Raw genomic sequence first — 26564 nt, forward strand, 5'->3', positions numbered from 1 at the left:
CTATATCCCGCTTGACCCGGCTTATCCTGCCGAACGACTGGCCTATATGCTGGAGGATTCAAATCCGGTGGTGATAGTGACTCAGGCAACACTGGCCGAAAAATTCACCAGTCCCCTGCCTGTAGTTATGTTGGATAATGTTATGTTGGATAATTTATTATCCGGCGACTTATTACCCGATAATGCACAGTTCGAAAATCCCGATGTGCAAAAGTCAGCGCTGAACCCCCATCATCTGGCGTATGTGATTTATACCTCCGGCTCTACCGGAAAACCAAAAGGTGTGATGGTTGAACATGCCAATGTTACCCGCCTGCTGGCGGCGACACAGGCGCGGTTCCGGTTTGATAGCCATGATGTCTGGACGCTGTTTCACTCCTTTGCTTTCGACTTCTCGGTATGGGAATTATGGGGAGCGCTGGCTTACGGTGGCAAGCTGGTGGTGATCCCGACTGAATGTACCCGCTCGCCCCAGATGTTCTATGAGTTGCTTTGCCGTGAACAGGTCACTATTCTGAACCAGACTCCAAGTGCCTTCCGCCAGCTCATAGCCGCTCAGGAGATGATGCCACATGAGCAGCACACACTGCGCTGCATTATATTCGGCGGTGAAGCATTAGAACTGCATACCCTTGCCCCGTGGATTGAACGTAATCCTACTAAACAGACCCGTCTGGTGAATATGTATGGCATCACGGAAATTACCGTACATGCTACCTATCGTGAACTGACGGAAGCGGATATCCACGCAAGACGTGGCAGCCTGATTGGGCAGCCTCTGGATGATTTACGCATCTATATTCTTGATGCTTATGGTCAGCCTGTGCCACTGGGCGTTGCAGGCGAACTCTATATTGCAGGAGCAGGTATTGCCCGTGGCTATCTGAACCGCCCTGAGCTGACCGCAGAGCGTTTCCTGTCTGATCCCTTCTCCGATAAACCCGATACACGCATGTATAAAACCGGTGATTTAGGGCGCTGGCTACCTGATGGCAATATCGAATATCTCGGCCGTAATGATTTTCAGGTCAAAATACGCGGTTTCCGCATTGAACTGGGGGAAATTGAAGCCAGACTTGAACAGTGCGCCGGAGTCCGTGAAGCTGTTGTGATCGCCCGTGAAGACGGAACACATCAAAAACAGCTGGTGGCCTATCTGCTGCCACAGCCTGATGCCATACTGAATCCGACAGAATTGCGTCAGCAACTGGCACAACACCTTGCCGACTATATGCTGCCCAGTGCGTTTGTCACACTGGATGCTTTCCCGTTGACAGCAAATGGAAAACTCGACCAGCGGGCATTGCCTGCCCCTGATTCATCAGCCGTGGTATCACATCGCTATGTGTCGCCAATAGGTGAAACAGAAATCGCACTGGCACAAATCTGGCAACGCCTGTTAAAGCTGGAGCGTGTGGGTCGTCACGACCATTTCTTTGAATTAGGCGGACATTCCCTGATGATTGTCAGCCTGATCGAGGAGTTACGTCTCATCGGCTGGCAACTGGATGTGCGCAGCGTATTTATTTCTCCTGTCCTTGCTGATATGGCACAGACTATTCAGCGTGATACTGACGATACATTTATCGTGCCGCCTAACGGCATTCCTGAAAATTGCCGGCTGATCACACCAGACATGCTGCCTTTGGTTGCACTGTCCCAGACAGAAATAGATGCCATTGTCGCTACCGTGCCCGGCGGAGCTGCCAATGTACAGGATATCTATCCGTTGTCACCGTTGCAGGAAGGGATCCTGTTCCATCATCTGTTACAGATACAGGGTGACAATTACCTGCTGCAAAGCCTGCTCGCTTTTGATTCCCGCGAACGTCTTGATGCGTTTCTGGACGCACTGCAACAGGTTATCGATCGCCATGATATTCTGCGAACAGCGGCATACTGGCAGGATTTAGTTCAGCCGGTTCAGGTTGTCTGGCGTCAGGCGTCTCTGAGTATCAATACTTTCACGCCAGCCACTGACATCGATATTGTTACCCAACTCAGAGAGCATACCGATCCACGCCGATACCATATCAATCTGGATCGTGCACCGCTGTTTACCGCAGATATTGCTCACGATCCGGAACACAATGAATGGCTAATGGCACTGCGCTTCCATCATCTGGTCAGTGACCATATGACGCTGGAGCTGATTTTTGCAGAGATTGCGCTGTTCCTGACAGGGAATACGAAAATACTGCCTGCTGTTCTGCCCTATCGCAACTTTATCGCCCGGACACTGAACGTGCCGCAATCGGAACACGAAACTTATTTCCGCAGCCGACTTGCTGATATCGACGAGCCAACCGCGCCGTTTGGTATCCTGAAAGTTCAGACTGACGGCGAAACTGTGACTGAATCCTGTCTCACTATTGCCCCAGAACTGGCAGCGGCGATCCGCACTCAGGCGCGACATCTGGGAGTCAGCCCGAGTGTCCTGTTCCATGTGGCATGGGCGCAGGTGCTGGCAAAAACCAGCGGTCGTGATGATGTGGTTTTCGGCTCCGTCCTGTTGGGGCGGCTTCAGGGAGGAGCAGGAGCCGAGCAGGTACTAGGAATGTTTATCAACACCCTGCCAATGCGGATTTCTGTCGGTGATTGCACCGTTCAGGAAGCGGTTCAGGATACCTTCCACAATTTAATGCTGCTGCTGGAGCATGAGCAGGCACCGCTGGTTCTGGCACAGCAATGCAGCGGTGTACCGCAGTCAATGCCGTTGTTCAGCACCCTGCTGAATTATCGCCATAGTCAGACTGCTGAATCGGTTGACACTGCATGGACGGGCATTCGCATTCTGACCGCAGAAGAGCGTACCAATTACCCGGTCACGTTGTCAGTGGACGATTTAGGCACCGGATTCAGGCTAATTTCACAAACAATAACCGGCATTGATCCGAACAGAATAGCCACTTATCTGGTCACCGCAATTAATGGCCTGATTGATGCGCTGACACATAACCCACAACATTTACTGAGGGATATCTCAATCCTGCCTGCAACAGAACGCAAGCAGTTGCTGACCGATTTCAATGCTAATCAGGTGGAATTCCCGCACAACATCCTGATACACCAGTTGTTTGAGGAACAATCAGCCAGTGCGCCTGACGCCACTGCCATTATATTTGCGGAACAAACACTGAGTTATAACGAGCTGAACTGTCGCGCTAATCAGCTCGCTCATTATCTGATTAAGCAGGGAGTACAACCGGATGATCGGATAGCCGTCTGCCTCGAACGCGGCCCGGAGCTGATTATCAGCCTGCTCGCTATTCTCAAGGCTGGCGGGGGTTATGTCCCACTGGACCCTGCTTACCCGACCGAACGACTGACCTACATGCTAGAAAATTCATCCCCGCAGATCCTGCTGACTCAGGCAGCACAAGCGGAAAAATTATTCCGCTCTGCGCCGGTGATAGCTGTTCCGATTATGGAACTGGATACTCAGGCATCGTTACTGGCGGAACAGCCAGCCGATAACCCTGATGCCCGAGCACTGGGAGTGATGCCACACCATCTGGCGTATGTGATTTATACCTCCGGCTCTACCGGTAAACCCAAAGGCGTGATGGTTGAACACGCTAATGTTACCCGTCTGCTGACGGCGACACAGACACGGTTCCGGTTTGATAACAACGATGTCTGGACAATGTTTCACTCCTTTGCTTTCGACTTCTCGGTATGGGAATTATGGGGAGCGCTGGCTTACGGTGGCAAGCTGGTGGTTATTCCGACTGAATGTGCCCGCTCGCCTCAGGTGTTCTATGAGCTGCTTTGCCGTGAGCAAGTCACTATTCTGAACCAGACTCCAAGTGCCTTCCGCCAGCTCATAGCCGCTCAGGAGATGATGCCGCATGAACAGCACACACTGCGCTGTATCATATTCGGCGGTGAAGCATTAGAGCTGCATACCCTTGCCCCGTGGGTTGACCGCAATCCTACCGAACAGACCCGTCTGGTGAATATGTATGGCATCACGGAAATTACCGTACACGCTACCTATCGTGAACTGACGGAAGCAGACATCCACGCAAGGCATGGCAGCCTGATTGGGCAGCCTCTGGATGATTTACGCATCTATATCCTTGATGCTTATGGTCAGCCTGTACCAATAGGCGTTGCAGGCGAACTCTATATTTCAGGTGCTGGCGTTGCCCGTGGCTATCTGAACCGCCCTGAGCTGACTACCGAACGTTTCCTGCCCGATCCGTTCGCCGGTAAACCCGGTATGCGCATGTATAAAACCGGCGATTTAGGCCGCTGGTCATCGGATGGCAATATCGAATATCTCGGCCGCAATGACTTTCAGGTCAAGATACGGGGCTTCCGTATTGAGCTGGGTGAAATCGAGACAAGGCTTGAACAGTGTCACGGTGTACGTGAAGCGGTGGTTATCCTTCGTGAAGATAAACCTGAGAATAAACGCCTCGTTGCCTATCTGCTGCCCCAAAACGGCGCTGAACTTGATCCGGCGGTTCTGCGCCGCCAGCTGGCAGAACATCTGGCGGAATATATGCTGCCCAGTGCCTATGTCGTGCTAACCGCTTTCCCTCTCACACCGAATGGCAAACTGGACAGCCGAGCGTTGCCGGAGCCTGAACTCTCTGCGGTGGTGACACATGAATATGAAGCGCCACAGGGAAGGATAGAAACAGCACTGGCACAAATCTGGCAGGAACTGTTAGGGCTGACACGTATTAGTCGTCATGACAATTTCTTTGAACTGGGCGGTCATTCACTGATGGTTATCCGTCTGATAACCCACATAAAAAGCCAGTTTATGGTCAGTGTTCCTCTGACTTCCCTGTTTGTTTCACCCAAATTAATGGAACAGGCAGACATTATCTTTGCAGCACAAATGAGTGAAATCGGCGACAACGATATTGAATCAATTCAGAGCGATCTTGATGCGATGTCAGCCGAAGAGTTAATGGCAATTTTAGGTGAAAACGATACCCGGAAAAACGATACCGGCGGAGATAACAAATAATGACAAGGACTACTATGAATCTCGATGATCTGAAACGTGCTGTTATGGAGAAAAGGCTTGAAGAGCAACTGAAAGCACGGGGTTATCAACAGCAGCAGTCAATGATAAAACCCGCGGATCGTAACCAGCCACTGCCATTATCTTTTGCTCAACAGCGGCTGTGGTTTCTCTGCCAGTTCGAACCGGCTGCCAGTCTGGCCTATCATCTGCCGGTAATACTCCGCCTTAGCGGTCAGCTTGACCGCCATGCGCTGAGCGCATCACTCGACCGTCTGGTTGAGCGCCATGAAAGCCTGAGAACCCGTTTTGTGTCAGTGGAGGGAAAACCCTGTCAACACATTGATCCGGCCGATATCGGCTGTACTCTGTCTTATCATGACCTGAGCCAGCTGGCGCTGGTTTTGCACGCCGAGCGCATTACCGAGTTTATTGATACCGAAGCGCAAACCCCGTTCGATTTTACTCAGGAACGGCTGATTCGCGGCCAGCTACTTCGTCTCAGCGATAAAGAGCATATTTTATTACTGACCCTGCATCATATTATTACCGACGGCTGGTCTATTGGTGTGCTGATACGGGAGTTAGGGGATTTCTATCGAGCTGCCCTTGAGGGTCATGATATCTCTTTATCACCATTACCTGTTCAATATGCTGACTATGCGGTCTGGCTACATGAACAGGCGCAGGGAAATAGCCTTGCGAAACAGCGTGATTTCTGGTGTGAACAACTCAAAGATGCCCCGCCGCTGCTGACACTCCCCATTGATCATCCACGACCGGCAGTACAGAGCTATATCGGCGGCAAAGTCTCCTTTCATCTTGATGCCTCTTTACTGGCATCACTGAAAGAACTTGGGAAACGTCATAACAGTACGCTTTTTATGACCCTCCTGACCGCGTGGAGTATTGTACTGAGCCGCCTTAGTGGGCAGGATGATATTATTATCGGCACCCCTGTTGCTAACCGTCCACTCCGTGAGCTTGAAGGGTTGATAGGCTTCTTCGTCAATACACTGGCTTTACGTATCACCTTCAATAACGATCTGAGTGTGGCTGATCTCCTCACTCAAATCCGGGAACAGTCACTGGCGGCCTATGCCCATCAGGATTTGTCCTTTGAACAGGTGGTGGAAGCTCTGCAACCTGAACGTAGTCTCAGCTACAGCCCGATTTTTCAGGTGATGATGACCTTAAATAACACGCCGTCTCAGGAGCTCACGCTGCCGGAACTGCAACTCACGCCGATTGAGCAGAAGCATCGGGGGGCGCATTTTGATTTAACCCTATCACTGAACGAAATCGGAACAGGTTTAGCCGGGGATTTAGAATATGCCGCCGATCTGTTCGATCACCCAACTGCTGAGCGTATGGTGGGTTATTTAACCCATGTATTAGCTGCAATGGTGTTTGATGATAACCAGCCCGTAAACACATTGCCGATGTTGCCAGATTCAGAGCGGCAACAATTATTAGTGGATTTCAATGCCACTCAGACAGCGTTCCCGCAAGATGCGCTCATTCACCAGTTAGTTGAAGCGCAGGTGTTACAGCGCCCGGATGCTATCGCTATAAGCTACGAGGGGCAGACACTGAGTTATGCTGAGCTTAACTGCCATGCCAATCGTCTGGCTCATCACCTGCTGGCACTGGGTATACGCCCGGACGATCCGGTTGCAATCTGTGCCGAACGCAGCCCGGAGCTGATAGTCGGTCTGCTTGCCATACTGAAAGCGGGGGGTGCCTATGTGCCACTCGATCCTCATTACCCTGCTGAACGGCTGAGCTATATGCTGGAGGATGCCAGACCTGTAGCTCTGCTGACGCAGATAGCATGGTACGACAAACTGGACACCTTTGTGCCTGTCGTTTTGCTGGATAATTTATTGAGTGAGCAGGAAGCACCTCTGGCTGGCTATCCCACTCACAATCCGGATATTCAGACATCAGGTCTGACCTCGCATCATCTGGCATATATCATTTATACGTCAGGCTCAACGGGCCAGCCTAAAGGTGTGATGATTGAGCACCGCAACGTAATTCGCTTACTTATCAATAATAACGTTGCCGATATTACTCCCGATGATTGTGTTGCCCATTGCGCCAATATTTCATTTGATGCGGCAGCGTGGGAAGTCTGGTCTGCGCTGGTACATGGCGCCAGACTTCTGTTAATACCGGAAAATACGCTGTTACAACCGACCTGTTTTGGCCAGTGTCTGTCATCAGAAGGTGTCACCGCTTTATTTCTGACTACCGCCCTGTTTAACCAGTATGCCGACTTCATCGCCCCAATATTGTCAGGCCTGCGTTATGTTCTGTTTGGCGGCGAACAGGCCGATAGCCGCCCTGCTATTCAGTTATGGGCTGAACATCCGCCACAACATTTATTACACATGTACGGGCCAACGGAAACCACTACTTTTTCCACCGCTTATGAAATCCCCTTTATCGAAAGCGGTCATACTGAAAATGAAAGAAAAATGCCGATAGGTGGCCCGATTGCCAATACTCAGATCTATATTCTTGACTCCGGCAAACAGCCTGTTCCTCTTGGGGTAACGGGCGAAATTTATATTGCCGGTGAAGGAGTTGCCCGTGGTTATCTTAACCGTCCGCAGCTCAACGCTGAGCGCTTTCTGGCTAATCCGTTTTCTTCAGAGCCTGATGCACGAATGTATAAGACCGGCGATCTGGGACGCTGGCTGCCGGATGGCACTATTGAATACTGTGGTCGCAATGATTTTCAGGTCAAAATACGCGGTTTCCGCATTGAGTTGGGCGAAATTGAAAGCCGTCTCTCCCAGTGTCATGGTGTGCAAAAAGCACTGGTTCTCGCCCGTGAAGAAACCGGTGATGAGAAAACAGGCGCTAAAACAGGAAGTCAGAAACGGCTGATTGCCTATATACAGCCTCAGCCGGGAGTGATACCGGAACCGGCAGAATTGCGTCAGCAGCTTGCCAGACACCTTGCTGATTATATGCTACCCAGTGCTTTTATCATGCTGGATAATTTCCCGCTGACCGCTAACGGAAAAATTGACCGTGATGCGCTTCCTGCTCCAGAGGCTTCCGCTTTCGCGGCTCGCCACTATGAATCTCCGACAGGGGAAACAGAAACGGCGCTGGCACAAATCTGGCAACAACTGCTGAGACTGGAGCAGATCAGTCGTCATGACCATTTTTTTGAGCTGGGTGGTCATTCACTGATGATTGTCAGCCTGATCGAAGAGCTACGCCGTATTGGCTGGCACCTTGATATCCGCAGCGTATTCTCCACGCCGGTTCTCGCTGATATGGCGCAGGCTCTCCGCCTGGATACTGACTCTTTTGCTGTGCCTGAGAACCTGATCCCTGAAGATTGCACTGCGATTGTTCCTGAGATGCTGCCATTGGTGACATTATCTCAGGCTCAGATTGATGCCATTGTCGGAACTGTGTCCGGTGGCGCTGGCAATGTACAGGATATTTATCCGTTATCCCCCTTGCAGGAAGGAATTCTGTTCCACCATCTGATGCAGACTCAGGGGGATACCTACCTGTTACAGAGTTTGCTGGCTTTTGATAACCGCGAACGCCTTGACCAGTTTTTATCTGCTTTACAGCTAGTTATCAACCGTCACGATATCCTGCGCAGCAGTGTTTTCTGGCAAGGGCTGGAGCATCCGGTTCAGATCGTCTGGCGTCAGGCACCACTGGAAATTAACGTCTTCACTCCAGATACGGAAAATAATATTCAGGTACAACTGCTGGCTCACACCGATCCACGCCAGCATCGTATCGATCTGACCCGTGCTCCGTTATTCACTGCTGATATCGCTCATGATACGATACAAAATGAATGGCTGCTGGTATTACGTTTTCATCATCTGGTCAGCGATCATGTCACACTGGAACTGATTTTCGATGAAATTGCACTTATCTTACACAAGCAGGAAACTGCCTTGCCCGCCGTATTGCCTTACCGCAATTTTATTGCCCGAACGCTGAGTGAGACTACCTCAGAACACGAAGATTATTTCCGTTCCCGGCTGGCTGATATTGATGCGCCAACTGCACCATTTGGTGTGCTTTCAATACCGAATAACGAAGATCCAGAAGCAGAACAGAATAACGCTATTACGGAAGCACACCTCCCGCTTTCTCCTGAGTTATCGGGTTCCATCCGTGCACTGGCACGACAACTGAAAGTCAGCCCGAGTGTCCTGTTTCATGTCGCATGGGCGCAGGTACTGGCACAGACCAGCAGTCGAGATGATGTAGTTTTTGGTTCCGTTTTGTCAGGCCGTCTGCAAGGCGGAGCTGGAGCTGACCATATACTGGGCATGTTTATCAACACCCTGCCGATCCGGATTTCCCTCGCAGAGCGCAGCGTACAGGCTGTGGTACAGGATACTTATCAGGATTTAATCAGACTGCTGGAACATGAACAGGCACCGTTAACACTGGCACAAAGTTGCAGCGGTGTAGAACACGCCATACCGCTATTCAGTACCTTGCTGAATTATCGCCACTCTCAGGCCAGTGAAGAAAAAACGCCCAAAAACAGCTGGTCAGGTATGCGGGTTATCGCGGCTAAAGAAGGCACTAACTATCCCATCACTCTGTCAGTAGATGATTTAGGCTCAGACTTCCGCTTGTCTGTCCACGCGGTAGCGGGTATCGACCCTGTTCGGATTGCTCGCTATCTGCAAACCGCCATCACGGGTTTGGTTGATGCTATGACACATCATCCTCAGCAATTAATCCTGCATGTGCCGATTCTGCCGGAAACCGAACGGCAACAGCTGTTAATAGATTTTAACGCGACCCGTGGTAAAACCGGACAGGCGGACTTCCCGCAGGATAAGTTGATCCACCAGCTGTTTGAAGCTCAGGTATTACAGCGCCCTGATGCTGTTGCGCTGACTTATGAAGATCAAACACTCAGCTATGAGGAACTGAACCAGCGTGCTAACCGTCTGGCACATTATCTGATTGCGCAGGGTGTGCGTCCGGATGATCGAGTGGCGGTTTGTGCCGAACGCAGCCCGGAACTGATAGTCGGCCTGCTCGCTATTCTTAAAGCGGGTGGGGCCTGCGTTCCCCTTGATCCGAACTATCCGGCTGAACGGCTGACCTATATGCTTGAAGATGCTTCGCCAATTGCCTTACTGACTCAGGCTCCGTGGCATAACAAACTTAACAGCACCCTACCGGTGATCCTGCTGGACAATGAATCAGACACCACTGCATTGTTACCACACCAAAACCCTGATGTTCAGTCAGCGGAATTAACATCCCGCCAGTTGGCCTATATCATTTATACATCAGGATCAACGGGTCAACCGAAAGGCGTCATGGTCGAACACCGGAATGTCGTTTCTCTGGTTATCAACAATGGTTTTACCGATATCGGGCCGGATGACTGCATTGGACATTGTGCCAACGTGTCATTTGATGCGGCAATATGGGAAGTTTGGGCAGGTCTGGCTTATGGGGCACGTATTCTGCTATTTCCGGAAAAAGCCCTATTACAGCCCGATCAGTTTGGTCAACGCCTGTCATCAGAGAGAGTGAGTGCTCTGCTCCTGACTACGGCGTTATTTAATCAGTATGCCAACCTGATTACACCTGCATTATCAGGTTTACGCTATCTCCTGTTCGGAGGAGAACAAGCAAACCCCCGTACTACCATGCGTTTCCGCGCGAAATATCCTTCACTGCATTTAATTAATGCCTATGGGCCAACAGAGACCACAACGATTGCCACTACTTATGAAATACCGTTCATGGCAGAAAAAGCCAGTGAAGATGAAATCAACATCCCTATCGGGAAACCCATCGCCAACAGGCAAATCTATATTCTGGACAAACAGCTCCAGCCTGTTCCTGTCGGGGTTGCCGGTGAGATTTATATTACGGGTTCCGGCGTTGCCCGTGGTTATCTGAATCGCCCCGAACTGACTGCGGAACGCTTTATTACTGATCCATTCTCTTCTGACCCTGATGCCCGTATGTACAAAACCGGTGATTTAGGGCGCTGGCTTGCCGATGGCAATATCGATTACCTCGGTCGCACTGATAAACAGATCAAACTGCGTGGTTTCCGCATTGAGCCGGGCGAAATTGAAGCCGGACTGATGCAGTGTCATGGTGTGCGTGAGGCGATTGTTCTGAGTCGCGAAGACGGGGCAGGACAGAAACAACTGGTTGCCTATCTGATTGCTCAGGATGGCATTGAACTGACTCCAACTGAACTGCGCCGGCAGCTTTCCCGACACCTTGCCGACTATATGCTGCCCAGCGCTTTTGTCACGCTTGAATCTTTCCCGCTGACCCCCAATGGCAAACTGGATCGTCAGGCACTGCCTGCGCCTGATATGTCAGCTATTGTCACGCGCCAGTATGAAGCGCCGAACGATGAAGAAGAGGCAACACTGGCGAAAATCTGGCAAAGCCTGCTGGGGCTGGAGCGTGTAGGCCGCTTTGATCATTTTTTTGAACTGGGCGGTCACTCACTGATGGTAGGTCAGCTTGCAACCCGCATTCAGAATGAATTTTTGGTTGAGATCCCCATCGCTTCACTGTTTCTTTCCCCCAGACTGGCGGATCAGGCAGAAATCATTTTCGCAGCACAAAAGGAAGCGGTGGGACAAAACAATATTGACTCCCTTCAGGACACACTGGATTCAATGTCCGCAGAGGAATTAATGGCAATGTTAGGTGGAGACAGCGACAAATGATAAAGAGCGATATGAATCTTGAGGATCTGAAACGGGCTGTTTTGAAAAAGAAACTTAAAGAGCAATTACAAACTCAGCAGCACCAGAAACGACCGCCTGTTCAGCACGCTGACCGTGATCTGCCCCTGCCATTATCTTTTGCACAGCAACGTCTGTGGTTTCTTCACCAGCTCGAACCAGCGGCCAGTCTGGCTTATCATATTCCCATGTCACTGCGCCTGACCGGACAACTGAATCACCATGCCCTGATAGCCACCCTCAATCGGCTGGTTGCCCGCCATGAAATTCTCCGTACCCGTTTTATGCTTACCGAAGGTCAGCCATACCAGCATATTGACCCTGCTGACACGGGCTTTACCCTGACTTATCAGGATCTGCGTACGCTGGATTCAGAAACGCATATGCAGCATATCGCCGACATTGCCGCACTTGAAGCCCGAACCCCCTTCGACCTGACCCAAGGCCCGCTGATCCGGGGTCAGTTATTACAATTAGCTGATGACGATCATGTCTTGTTGTTCACTCAGCACCATATTATTTTCGATGGCTGGTCAATTGGTGTACTGGCACATGAACTGAGCACCCTTTACCGCGTGGAATGCGGCCCAGATAATAATGACTCCGATAATAATGACTCCGAAAATAATAGTGATACATCACTCCCGCCACTGCCTATTCAGTACGCCGATTATGCGCTCTGGCAGCGGAATTGGTTACAGGGTGATGTTCTCGCGGAACAACGTGATTTCTGGAGCCGTCAGCTTAAAGATGCACCGGCTTTACTGACACTCCCCACCGATCGCCCTCGTCCTGCCAGTCCGGGTTATACCGCCGGACAAATACCAATTCAGTTTGATGCATCCTTGTCAGAGGCACTGAAATTATTCGGACAACGCCATCAGGCTACTCTGTTTATGACACTGTTGGCAGGCTGGAGTATCGTTCTCTCCCGAATGAGCGGACAGGATGATATCGTTATCGGCACCCCCGTCGCCAATCGGCCGGGAAATGAGCTTGAGAGTTTAATTGGGTTCTTCGTCAATACACTGGCGTTGCGGGTCACATTCAGTGAATCCCCGACAGTTGCAGAGTTACTCACACAAATCCGTGAACGGTCACTTGCTGCCTATGCCCATCAGGAATTGCCCTTCGAGCAGGTGGTCGAAATAGTACAACCCGAACGTAGCCTGAGTTATAACCCAATCTTTCAGGTTATGCTGGCCTTGAATAATACACCGGCAAAAACATTAACCCTGCCCGGCCTGCAACTGACGCCGGTGGAACAGGTACGTTACAGTACTCATTTTGATCTGACTTTATCGCTGACTGAAACCAAAGCCGGGTTATTGGGTGAACTGGAATATGCCACTGATCTGTTCGATGCTGCCACCATTGAACGTATGATCGGTTATCTGAAACAAGTACTGATGGCAATGACAGCAGATGCCATGCAACCCGTTGCCAGATTACCGATGCTGTCAGCTTCAGAGCAACAGCGATTGTTAGTGGAGTTTAATGCAACACAAACACCCCAAACAGAAAACCCTCAAAATGTTCTCATCCACACGCTTTTTGAAGCTCAGGCAGCACAGCACCCTGATACTACAGCCATCATCCACGGGGATCAGGTAATCAGCTATGCAGAACTGAATCAATACGCCAACCGGCTGGCTCATCATCTGATTGCCTTAGGTGTACGCCCGGATGACCGGGTTGCTATCTGTGTCGAACGGGGTCCGGAAATGGTAGTGGGATTACTGGGTATTCTTAAGGCGGGTGGTGCTTATGTGCCGCTTGACCCGGCGTATCCGGCCGAACGACTGGTTTATATGCTCAAAGATTCCGCTCCGGTCGCATTACTGGTTCAGCCGTCAACCTGTCAGGCCATTCATTCCAATACAGTGCCCGTCATCATGCTTGATATCCAGACGCCGTTTATGGAGGAGCAACCAGAGCATAATCCAGAGATACCCGGCATAACGGATCAGCATCTGGCTTATATCGTTTACACCTCCGGTTCAACGGGCGTTCCCAAAGGCGTAATGAGCAGCCACCATGCACTGGGTAACCGGCTGTTGTGGTTTGTACGCGATATGTGGTTTGTGGACGATATAGTGACCTTCCCGCTTATCACAGCACTGAAAACCAGTATCAGCTTTGTGGATTCGGTAACAGAAACTCTGAGTACATTACTGGCGGGAGGACGGCTGGTGGTGTTCGACAACCACGAAGTGAAAGATCCTGCCCGCTTCTGTACAGGTCTACAGCATTATGGTGTGAATTCACTGGTCGTTGTTCCTTCCTTTTTACAGCTCTTAATGCAGGTTCGTAATGAACAGGCCCTGAAATCAGTCAGGATACTGATTTGCAGCGGAGAGCGGCTGGCACCCGAACTGGCACAGCAGGTCGTCACCAATTATCCGTGGCTCCGGCTGTTTAATTTCTATGGTTCAGCAGAAATTAATGGTGACGCAACCTGTTATGAATACGATGCAGCGCGTGGTGTGCCGGATGTCTCCGTCATCGGACGCCCAATTGCTAATACCCGCTGCTATATTCTGGATCCTGACAGGCAACTGGTTCCGTCTGGTGTCACTGGCGAAATTTATATTGCCGGAGCCGGAGTCGCTCGTGGATACCTGAATCTCCCTGAACTGACGGCGGAACGTTTCCTTGCCGATCCATTCTCCCCTGTTCCGAATGCGCGTATGTATAAAACCGGTGATCTGGGTCGCTGGCTGTCAGATGGCAACATTGAGTATCTCGGTCGTAATGACTTTCAGGTGAAAGTACGTGGTTTTCGCATCGAGCCGGGAGAAATCGAAACACAACTGATGCTGTGTCACGGCGTGCGCGAAGCCGTGGTTATCGCACGCGAAAAAGCATCTACGGCGGAAAAAACAGGCAGCCAGAAACAATTAGTTGCTTATCTGCTGGCTCAGGATGGCATTGAACTGGCTCCTGCACAATTACGTCAGCAACTCGCTCAGCGCCTTGCTGATTATATGCTGCCCAGTGCCTTTGTCATCCTTGATGCCTTCCCGCTGACGCCCAATGGCAAGCTGGATCGTCAGGCGCTTCCCGTTCCGGATCAGTCAGCGGTAATCAGCCGAGGCTATGAAGCCCCCGCAGGCGAAATGGAAATCGCGTTAGCCCGGATCTGGCAGACGTTGCTGGGGCTGGAAAAAGTTGGTCGGCATGATCACTTCTTCGAACTCGGCGGGCATTCCCTGATGATTGTCAGCATGATTGACCGGTTGCACAATATTGGGTTACGGCTTGATGTACGGAATGTATTTGCAGCCCCTATCCTGAGCGAACTGGCGCAGGCGATTTTAGTCTATCAGCGCGATACTCCCGCTTTTGTAGTACCCCCTAACCTCATTACCGCAGACTGCACGACGCTTACTCCGGATATGCTACCGTTGGTGACGCTGTCACAATCAGAGATAGATGCCATTGCCGCAACCATTCCCGGCGGAGTCAGCAATATACAGGATATTTACCCACTGGCACCGCTACAGGAAGGGGTTCTGTTTCATCATTTATTGCAGACTCATGGGGATGATTACCTGCTGCAAAGCCTGCTGGCCTTTGACAGCCGTGAACGCCTTGATACCTTTCTGGCCGCATTGCAGCACATCATCGATCGTCATGATATTCTGCGCACCTCTGCTTACTGGCAGGATCTGGCTCAGCCTGTTCAGGTAGTCTGGCGTCGGGCACCACTGCATATTCATCACTTCATACCGACAACTGAAAACGAAGTGCTATCACAGCTAAGTGCTCACACTGACCCGCACCATAATCGCCTCAATCTGAACCTCGCCCCGTTATTCTCTGCTGATATTGCTTATGATGCAGCACAGGATGAATGGCTGCTGTCTCTGCGTTTTCACCATCTGGTCAGCGACCATATGACACTGGAGCTGATTTTTGCCGAAATCGCTCAGGTATTGCAGGGGCAGTCGGAATTACTGCCAGTGGCTCTACCTTACCGGGATTTTATCGCCCGAATTCTAAATGTGCCGGTTTCAGTACATGAGAACTATTTCCGCACCCAGCTTGCTGATTTTACTGAACCCACTGCGCCATTCGGCATCGTCAGAATACCAAACGATAACCGTGTTATTCATCAGTCTCATCTAGCGGTTGATCCGGCTCTGGCAAAGCATATCCGTACTCAGGCCCGCCATCTGGGTGTCAGCCCCAGCGTACTGTTCCACGTCGCATGGGCTCAGGTGCTGGCACATACCAGCGGTCATGACGATGTTGTCTTTGGCTCTGTATTACTGGGCCGTTTACAGGGAATATCCGGGGTTAAGCGCATACTGGGCATGTTTATCAATACCCTACCAGTCCGGATTTCCCTGACTGACCGCAATTTGCAGAAAACAGCAAGTGTTCAGGAAGTCGTACAGGCCACTTATCGCAATCTGACTAATCTGCTGGAACATGAACAGGCTCCGCTATCACTGGCACAACAATGCAGTGGCGTGGCTCAGCCGATGCCCCTGTTCAGCGCCTTACTGAATTACCGGCATAGCCAGAGTAATGAAACAGAAACAGTCAGTACAACCTGGGAAGGCATACGGGTTCTGGCAGCAGAAGAGCAGACTAACTACCCTGTCACACTCACCGTGGATGATTTAGGCGAAGATTTCCGGTTGAAGGCACAGACCGTAACCGGAATCGATTCTGACCGTATACTCCAGTACCTGCTCACCGCGGTCAGTGGTCTGGCTGATGCCCTGTCTCATAACCCTCAGCAACCGATTTTATCGTTGCCGGTCATTCCGGCTTCGGAACAACAGCAATTATTGCTGGATTTCAATCAGACTCAGGCGCTTTTCCTGCCAACAGACAGCCCACAAAGTGCACTTATCCACCAGCTATTTGAAACCAAAGCCATGCATCACCCCGATGACATTGCGGTGGTACACGGTCAGCAATCACTCAGTTATGGCGAGCTGAATCGCCACGCTAACCGCTTAGCGCATCATTTAATTGCATTGGGTGTTCGCCCTGATGACCGGGTTGCTATCTGTGTCGAACGGGGGCTGGAAATGGTGGTGGGATTACTGGCTATTCTCAAAGCGGGTGGAGCTTATGTGCCGCTTGATCCGACCTATCCGTCTGAACGACTGGCTTATATGCTCAAAGACTCTGCTCCGGTCGCATTACTGTTTCAGCTATCGACCTGTCAGGTTATTCACGCCGATATCCTACCCAATTCTGCGGAATCTTTGCCGAAAGTCCTGCTCGATATCCAGACGCCATTTATGGAAGAACAACCAGAGCATAATCCGGAAATATCCGGTATGACGGATCAGCATCTGGCCTATGTTGTTTACACGTCCGGTTCAACAGGTGTGCCTAAAGGTGTCATGAACAGCCACCATGCCCTGAGTAACCGGCTGTTGTGGTTTGTACGCGATATATGGTTTGTGGACGATATAGTCACCTTCCCGCTTATCACCGCGCTGAAAACCAGTATCAGCTTTGTGGATTCGGTAACAGAAACACTGGGAACATTACTGGCTGGAGGACGGCTGGTGGTTTTCGACAGCCATATGGTCAAAGATCCTGTCCGCTTCTGTGCTGGTTTACAGCATGCTGAGGTGAATTTACTGGTTGTCGTTCCTTCCCTGCTAAGACTCCTAATACAGGATAGTAATGAGCATGCCCTGAAATCAGTCAGGATACTGATTTGCAGCGGAGAACAACTGGCACCCGAACTGGCACAGCAGGTAGTGACAAATTATCCGTGGCTCCGATTGTTCAATTTTTATGGTTCATCTGAAATTAATGGTGACGCAACCTGGTATGAATATAACGCTGAGCGTGGCGTACCGGATGTATCAATCATCGGGCGTCCAATCGCCAACACCCGCTGCTATATTCTGAACCCTGACAGGCAACTGGTTCCGTTAGGTGTCACTGGCGAAATCTATATCGCCGGTGCCGGGTTAGCCCGTGGTTATCTGAATCGCCCGGAACTGACGGATGAGCGTTTCCTGCCCGACCCCTTTTCTTCCCAGCCGAACGGGCTGATGTATAAAACCGGTGATCTGGCTCGCTGGCTGCCGGACGGAAATATCCAGTACCTCGGGCGCAATGATTTTCAGGTTAAGCTGCGTGGTTTCCGCATTGAACTGGGTGAGATCGAAACACAGTTATTACAGTGCCACGGTGTACGGGAAGCCGTCGTTCTGGTACGTGAAGATGAACCCAATCAGCAACGTCTGGTTGCCTATCTGCGTGCACATGAGGGAACTGAACTGATCCCGGCTGAACTACGCCAGCAACTTTCCCTGCATCTTGCTGAGTATATGTTGCCCGGTGCTTTTGTCACGTTAGAGGCATTCCCGCTGACACCAAATGGTAAACTGGATCGCAAAGCCTTTCCTGCACCGGATAGTTCCGCGATTGTGACTCAGAATTACGTGGCTCCGGTTGGTGAAACTGAAATTGTTCTGGCACAAATCTGGCAGGAACTGCTGGGGCTGGAAAGAGTCGGTCGCTATGACCACTTTTTTGAACTCGGTGGTCATTCCCTGCTGGCAATTCAGCTTGCTGGCCGCATTCGTCAGATGCTTGGGCGTGAGTTACCCATACAGAAAATCTTTGACCAGCCAGTACTGGTGGCATTAGCACATACCCTTGCTGATGCGGCAACGACAGCGCAAGTCATTATCCCCAGCGCTAACAGCAATCAGCTTCTGCCGCTCTCCTTTGCTCAACAACGGCTGTGGTTTCTGGGGCAACTCGATCCGGCTGCCAGCCTCGCCTACCATCTTCCGGCGGCACTGCGTCTTACTGGCTTACTTAATCGGCAGGCACTGACTAGCGCACTCAACCATCTGATTGCCCGCCATGAAAGTCTGCGTACCCGCTTTATCTCCATCGACGGGCATCCTTACCAGCATATCGATCCCGCTGATATCGGTTTTTCCCTGCCCTGCCATGACCTGCGCCAGCTTGATCCGGCTTTACAGACCCGCCGGGTCACTGAACTTGTCGATCTCGAAGCCCGGACACCTTTTGATTTTGCACAGGGTTCTCTGATGCGTGGGCAGTTACTTCAGCTGGCTGATGACGAGCATGTATTGTTACTCACCCTGCATCACATCATTACTGACGGCTGGTCACTGGGTATACTCGTGCGTGAGCTGGGAGATTTTTACCTGTCTGCTCTTGACGGTAGTGATAACCCCTTACTGCCATTGCCTACTCAGTATGCTGACTATGCTGTCTGGCAGCGCGATCAGCAGCAACAAGTGGCCCTGAATGCACAACGCGACTTCTGGTGTCGCCAGCTTGCTGACATTCCGGCTTTATTGACACTGCCTGCTGATTACCCGCGTCCGGCAGTACAATCCTATGTGGGCGGGCAGGTTCCTCTCCATCTTGATGCCCGCTTACTGACATTGCTTAAGGAATTAGGTCAGCGTCACAATACCACACTGTTTATGACCCTGCTGAGCGCATGGAGCATCGTACTCGCCCGCCTGAGCGGGCAGGATGATATTGTTATCGGCACACCGGTTGCCAACCGCCCGCATAAAGAACTGGAAGGCCTGATTGGTTTCTTTGCGAATACACTGGCATTGCGTGTCAAATTCAGTCGCGAACTCAAAGTGACAGATTTGCTGGCGCAGGTTCGTGAACAATCGCTTGCAGCCTATGCCAATCAGAACCTGCCGTTCGAACAGGTTGTGGAGACCTTACAGCCGGAGCGCAGCCTCAGTTACAGCCCGATCTTTCAGGTAATGCTGACACTGAATAATACGCCTCCTCAGAAACTGGTATTGCCCGGTTTACAGCTTTCATCGGTTGAGCAGTCTCATCATGGCGCTTATTTTGATTTAACCCTGTCGCTGACAGAAACTGAATCCGGTCTGGCAGGCGCTTTAATCTATGCCTCTGATTTGTTTGATCACACCACGGCTGAACGTATGACGGGTTATTTCACCAATATACTGGCAGCGATGGTAAGCGATGAAAGCAGAACCATCGCTACCCTGCCGATCATATCGGAACCGGAAAAACGGCAGTTACTGGTGGATTTTAACGCCACACAGGTAAGTTACCCACAAAATGCGTTAATTCATCCGCTGGTTGAGACTCAGGCAGAACAATTCCCTGATGCAATCGCAGTGGAATTCGAAGATCAAACCCTGAGTTATGGAGAACTGAATCGCCGTGCCAATCAGCTGGCGCACTATCTGATGACACAAGGTGTTCGCCCTGATACACGCGTAGCAATCTATCTTGAACGCAGCCCGGAGATGGTAGTGGGATTACTCGCTATTCTCAAGGCCGGCGGTGCTTATGTCCCCCTTGACCCGACTTATCCGGCTGAACGGCTGGCCTATATGCTGAAAGATTCAGCTTCGGTGGTTTTACTCACCCGAACAGTTTTACTCACCCGAACGGCACTGGTGGAGACATTAAACCCTGAGTGTACTATCGTGTTGCTTGACGAGCCGCAGCCTTATCTGGCTGGGCAGCCGGATCATAATCCAGATACACAAGCAATGGGGTTGAAGCCTCACCATCTGGCTTATGTGATTTACACCTCGGGATCAACCGGATTACCTAAAGGGGTGGAAATGCCACTGATGACTCTGTCAAATTTACTACAATGGCAGCGTCAGGCTGATTCAGGCCTCACCAGAAACGGTAAAACCCTGCAATTTGCGGCACTGGGATTTGATGTCGCTTTTCAGGAAATCTTCACTACGCTAAGTGAAGGCGGTTGTCTGGTGCTGATTGATGAAACCCTGCGTCGGGAGCCTCTGCAACTCCTGCGGCTGATTCAGCAAAAACAGATTAACCGCGTTTTTCTTCCTTTTATTGCCCTTCAGCACCTTGCCGAAGCCGACAGCCATCGCGCAGGCAATAGTCATGAGAGCGATATATCCTGTCTGGCCCATATTATTACTGCCGGGGAACAATTACGTATCACCCCGGCCATCCGTCGTTTTCTGCAACGTGCGGGGCATTGTCGGTTACATAATCATTATGGCCCGACGGAAAGTCACGTTGTCACGTCCTATACCTTAGACAAGGAAATTGAACACTGGCCGGTTCTGCCGCCTATCGGTCGCCCGATCGCCAATGCTCAGATCTATATTCTTGATGAATATTGCCGTCCAGTGCCTCTTGGTGTCGCCGGTGAGCTTTATATTGCGGGCATCAGCATTGCCCGGGGTTATCTGAATCGTCCGGAACTTACCGCCGAACGCTTCCTGATTGATCCGTTCTCAACGGAATCCCATACCCGCATGTATAAAACCGGCGATCTTGCCCGCTGGTTACCCGACGGCAATATTGAATATCTCAACCGTAATGATTTTCAGGTGAAAATACGTGGTTTCCGTATCGAACTGGGTGAAATTGAGGCTCAGCTAATGTTGTGCCACGGCGTACGGGAAGCCGTCGTTATCGCCCGTGAAAAAGTTATTAATGAAAATAGCCAGAAACGGCTGGTCGCTTATCTGTGCCCACAAGAAGGCGTGAGTCTGAGCCCTGCTGAATTACGCCAGCAGCTAGCCCGACATCTTGCTGAATATATGCTGCCCACGGCTTTTGTGATATTAGATGCGCTTCCGTTAACGCCTAACGGCAAACTGGATCGCAAGGCACTCCCTGCTCCGGATTCATCGGCTATTGCTACCCGTGATTATGCGGCTCCGGTTGGTGAAACAGAAACTGTTCTGGCGAAAATCTGGCAGGAGTTACTCGGGCTGGAACAAGTTGGACGATATGATCACTTTTTTGAGCTGGGCGGGCATTCTCTGCTGGCCGTTCAACTGGCTGCCCGCGTGCGTCAAATGCTGAAACGCGAGTTACCTCTGCAACAATTATTTGCCCAGCCAGTCCTGATGGATTTAGCGCAGGCTATTGCTGAGGCTGATACGACTAACCAAACTATGATAGCCGTGGCAGATCGCAGCCAGAGGCTACCTTTATCCTTTGCACAACAACGGTTATGGTTTCTTGGTCAGCTCGATCCTGCCGCCAGCCTTGCTTACCATCTTCCGGCAGCATTACGCCTGACCGGCAGACTGCATCGTCAGGCGTTATGCTCCGCGCTTGATAATCTTGTAGCCCGTCATGAGGGATTACGCACTCGGTTTGTCTCAAATGGAAACCAGCCTTATCAGCATATTGATGCTGCTGATATCGGCTTTAACTTATCCAGCCATGATCTGCGCCTGCTTGATACAGCCGAGAAGAACCAGCGGGTTGCCGAAATTGCTGAACGGGAAGCTCAGACGCCTTTCGATTTTGCCTGTGGACCACTTATCCGTGGTCAATTGCTGCAACTGGCAGATGAAGAACACATCTTGCTGATCACCCTGCACCATATTATTACCGATGGCTGGTCAATCGGAATACTGGTGCGGGAATTAGGGGTTTTCTACCGTACAGCGCTCAATGGACAGACTGCCGTTTTGCCTGCACTTCCCATTCAATACGCTGACTACGCCGTCTGGCAACATCAATTATTGCAGGAAACTGTCCTTGCTGAACAACGTGATTTCTGGCGTAGGCAACTTAAAGATGCTCCCGTTTTACTGACACTACCGACTGACCGGCCTCGCCCAAAAGTACAAACCTATGTTGGTAGTCAGGTTGCTTTCCACCTCGATAACCGCGTGTTGTCTTCACTGAAAACCCTTGGAAAGCGCCATAATACGACCCTGTTTATGACCGTACTGGCTGGCTGGGGCATTGTCCTTGCCCGGCTCAGTGGTCAGGATGATATTGTCATCGGCACACCCGTTGCGGGTCGTCCGTATCCTGAACTCGAAGGATTAATGGGTATCTTTGTCAATACACTGGCATTGCGTATTCAGTTTGATGAGAAACTGAACGTCGTGGATTTACTGGCACAGGTCAGAGAAAGTGCGCTAGCAGCCTTTGCTCATCAGGAATTACCTTTTGAACAGGTGGTGGAAGCCTTACAGCCTGAACGCAGACTCAGCTATAGCCCTGTTTTTCAGGTCATGCTGGCCTTAAATAACACGCCAGCTCAGCAGCTGATTTTACCTGAGTTACAGTTCACTCCATTTGAACAGACACAGCACACCACCCATTTTGATTTAATGCTATCACTGGTTGAAACTGAATCTGGTCTGGCAGGCGCACTGTCCTATGCCACTGACCTGTTTGATCATTCAACCATTGAGCGTATGGTCGGTTATTTCACAAATATACTGACAGCAATGGCGGCTGATGAAAGGCAAGCGGTTGTGACACTCCCAATGCTGCCGGAATTGGAACAGCAGCAACTATTGGTCGATTTTAATACGACTCAGGCTACTTTCTTCCAAACAGACAATCCGCAAGGTGGCCTGATCCACAAACTGTTTGAAGCTCAGGCAGAACAATTCCCTGATGCGATTGCGGTAGTATTTGACGATCAGGCCATAAGTTACCGTGAACTTAACCGCCGGGCTAATCATCTGGCGCATTATTTGATTGAATCGGGTGTGCGCCCTGATGATCGAGTCGCGGTGTGTCTCGAACGCAGCCCCGAAATGGTTGCCAGCTTACTCGGTATTCTTAAAGCCGGTGGAGCTTATGTTCCGCTTGATCCGGCCTATCCGGCAGAGCGGCTGAAGTATATGCTCAAAGATTCCGCTCCGGTAACATTACTGACTCAGTCTGAAATCTATCAGGCCATTTATCCCGATATGTTAAGCGATTTAGAATCTGCGGACGCTCTGCCAATAATCCTTTTAGATATCCGGGCACCGTTTATGGAGACACAACCAGAACATAACCCGGAAGTATCCGGTATAACAGATCAGCATCTGGCCTATGTTATTTACACGTCCGGTTCAACGGGTGTTCCTAAAGGTGTCATGAGCAGCCACCGGGCTCTGAGTAACCGGTTATTGTGGTTTGTGCATGACGTGTGGTTTGTGAACGATATAGTGACACTTCCGCTTATCACAGCACTGAAAACCAGTATCAGCTTCGCTGATTCGATAACAGAAACACTGAGCACCCTATTAGCAGGGGGGCGACTGGTGGTTTTCGACAACCATGAGGTGAAAGATCCTGTCCGTTTCCGCGCAAGCCTACAACATGCTGGTGTGAATTTACTGGTCATCGTTCCTTCCCTGTTAAAGTTCTTAATCCAGAATAATGATGAACACTCCCTGAAATCTATCAGGATATTGATTTGCAGCGGGGAACAGCTGACACCCGAACTGGCACGACAGGTCGTCACAAATTATCCGTGGATCCGGCTGCTTAATTTTTATGGTTCATCTGAAATTAATGGTGATGCGACATGGTATGAGTACGATGCTGCGCGCACTATCCCGGATGTCTCCGTAATCGGCCGTCCCATTGCCAATACCCGCTGTTATATTCTTAACCCTGACAGGCAACTGATCCCCGTTGGTGTCATTGGCGAAATCTATATCGCCGGTACCGGATTGGCCCGTGGTTATTTGAATCAGCCAGAACTGACGGCTGAGCGCTTCCTGCCCGATCCTTTTTCTGCCTATCCGAATGAGCGGATGTATAAAACCGGCGATCTCGGGCGCTGGTTGCCGGATGGCAATATCGAATATCTTGGCCGTAATGATTTTCAGATTAAGATACGAGGCTTCCGAGTTGAACCCGGTGAAATAGAAACCCGGCTGGCAAAATGTGATGGAGTACGTGAAGCGGTCGTCATTATCCGTGAAGACACTGTTGATGGACAAACAGGCAGACAAGAACGTCTGGTTGCTTACTTATTACCGCATATGGGCGCTAAGTTAGTCCCGGCTGAACTTCGCCGGCAACTTGCCCAACATCTTGCTGAGTACATGCTACCCAGTGCTTTTGTGACTTTGGAGGCTTTCCCATTAACCCCTAATGGTAAACTTGATCGGCAGGCACTACCTGCTCCTGATTTATCCGCAATGATAGTACATAATTATGCCGCCCCGATGGGCGAAACTGAGATCGCGCTGGCACAGATTTGGCAGGATCTATTGGGACTGAAGCGAGTTGGCCGTTATGACCATTTCTTTAAACTGGGTGGTCACTCATTACTCGCAATACAACTACTAAACCGAATGAAGGAACAGGAAATGGAAGCTCCGCTGACCGCTTTGTTTGCTCACCCCACCTTATGTGAGCTGGCTACCGCGGTGGATAAACACCTTGCAGTACCAGAATCGCCGTTTGATGCAAACCCAGTACCATTAAGCCCGTCTGGCTCTTTACCTCCACTATTCCTGATACACGAGACTTCCGGCGATCCGCTGGTTTATTCTCCACTGGCAACGCTACTGCCGGCTGAGCTTCCCGTTTACGCACTACAGGCGCTTGGCATTCATACACTGAAACAGCAACCCAGCTCCATTGAAGAACTTGCAACCTGCCATATTCAGGCAATCCGCCGCATTCAGCCTCAGGGACCGTATCGTCTGGCTGGCTGGTCTATTGGTGGCCTGATTGCCTATGAAATTGCTCAACAATTGCTCAATAATAATGAAGTCGTGGAATTCCTTGGCATGATTGACACCTATAATTATGACAATGACGATACTGATAACAATACGCTTCATGAAGACAGGGAAAGTGAAGATAAAACAGCTGAGCAAATCGGGTTAATCATTGATTCACTGCGTACTCAGAAGAATATTGATGATGAACAGGCGCTGGAAGCACTGTACAAACTCAGCAGTCTGGAGCAGGTTATTGATTACTGCATTGAGCATCAATGGGTGCCGGCGGATATCACGCAGAAGGATATCCTTACGCGTACTTATGCCTCTAAACTGATCACCCGGCTGGGACAAGACTATGTTCCGCCCAAGTCATCCCTGTCTGTTCATCTCTATACCGCAGATGAGTCAATCAATCGTGACCGCTGGCATGGCTGGCACGATATCGCCGGGCACCATTCTGTACTCTGCCCGATTGGCGGAACGCACTTTTCTATTATGCAGCCTCCTTTCCTTAATCAGATTGCAGATTCAATCACTGAGCAGATACAGGCCGTTCCGGCTTTCGACCCGCGTGTTATCATTCAGCTGGGTTCTAAATCAGTATCCCCGCTATTCTGTCTGCCCGGAGCAGGAGCCAGCCCGTCCAGCCTGCTTGAACTGGCGTTATCATTCCCGTCGCAACTACCCATTTATGCTTTACAGGCCCGTGGTTTTACTGCTGAGCACAATTATCCGCATACCAGCGTTGAAGGAGCAGCCCGAGCTTACATCCGGACTATTCGTGAGATTCAACCTCACGGACCTTATCATCTGTTAGGCCACTCTTTTGGTGGCTGGATCGCCTTTGAAATCGCCTTACAACTACAGGCCGAGGGCGAACAGGTCGCTGACCTCATTCTTGTTGATACAGACGAACCCAGCCAGCAAGGCTCTATCCATAAGCCTGTCAGCCATACTGAGACGATAATGGAGTTGATTGATATCTACGATATGATATTAGATCAGCCGCTTCCTCTCACCCGACAGGATTTTGAAAATCTGACACAGGATGAGCAGCAGCAGCTTTTACACAATGCCCTAATAAAAGCCGGCCTTTTCCCGGCAAAAACATCAATATCACTACTGCAAGGGATCATTCGCGTTATGCAGGCTAACCTGAACACCCGCTATATTCCCCGGGCACGTTATGAAGGGCTCGTCCATCTGATTAGTGCAGAAGACGAGAACCCGGATGAAATAAAAAACCGCGAAACTCAGTGGCGCACACATGTTGCAAAACTGGACGCGATGCCTGTGTCCGGCAATCATATGACCATGTTATCCACTCCATCAACCAAACTCTGGGTGGGTAAACTCTGGCAGAAACTGGCAAATACAATCAGGTAA

Annotated in this window: 2 protein-coding genes and 1 pseudogene (1 of these 3 cut by a window edge); all 3 read left to right on the plus strand. The window is 50.6% G+C overall.

The genetic code is table 11. The features are described from left to right. On the plus strand, positions 1–4987 hold the final stretch of the coding sequence (locus AACX68_RS02500) for a non-ribosomal peptide synthetase (RefSeq protein WP_228858340.1). The gene continues 17948 nt to the left of window position 1, outside the view; only the last 4987 of its 22935 coding nucleotides appear in the window; the start codon falls outside the window, past its left edge; it ends in the stop codon at positions 4985–4987. Further along, positions 4987–11709 (plus strand): annotated as a pseudogene (locus AACX68_RS02505) (non-ribosomal peptide synthetase); the annotation flags it as partial. The gene AACX68_RS02500 and the pseudogene AACX68_RS02505, both read left to right, overlap by 1 nt. After that, positions 11706–26564, plus strand: coding sequence for a non-ribosomal peptide synthetase (locus AACX68_RS02510; RefSeq protein WP_228858342.1), 14859 nt, complete (start codon positions 11706–11708; stop codon positions 26562–26564). The pseudogene AACX68_RS02505 and the gene AACX68_RS02510, both read left to right, overlap by 4 nt.

Origin of the sequence: Xenorhabdus sp. PB61.4 (assembly GCF_963894935.1) — a bacterium.
In the GTDB taxonomy this organism is placed as follows: domain Bacteria; phylum Pseudomonadota; class Gammaproteobacteria; order Enterobacterales; family Enterobacteriaceae; genus Xenorhabdus; species Xenorhabdus stockiae.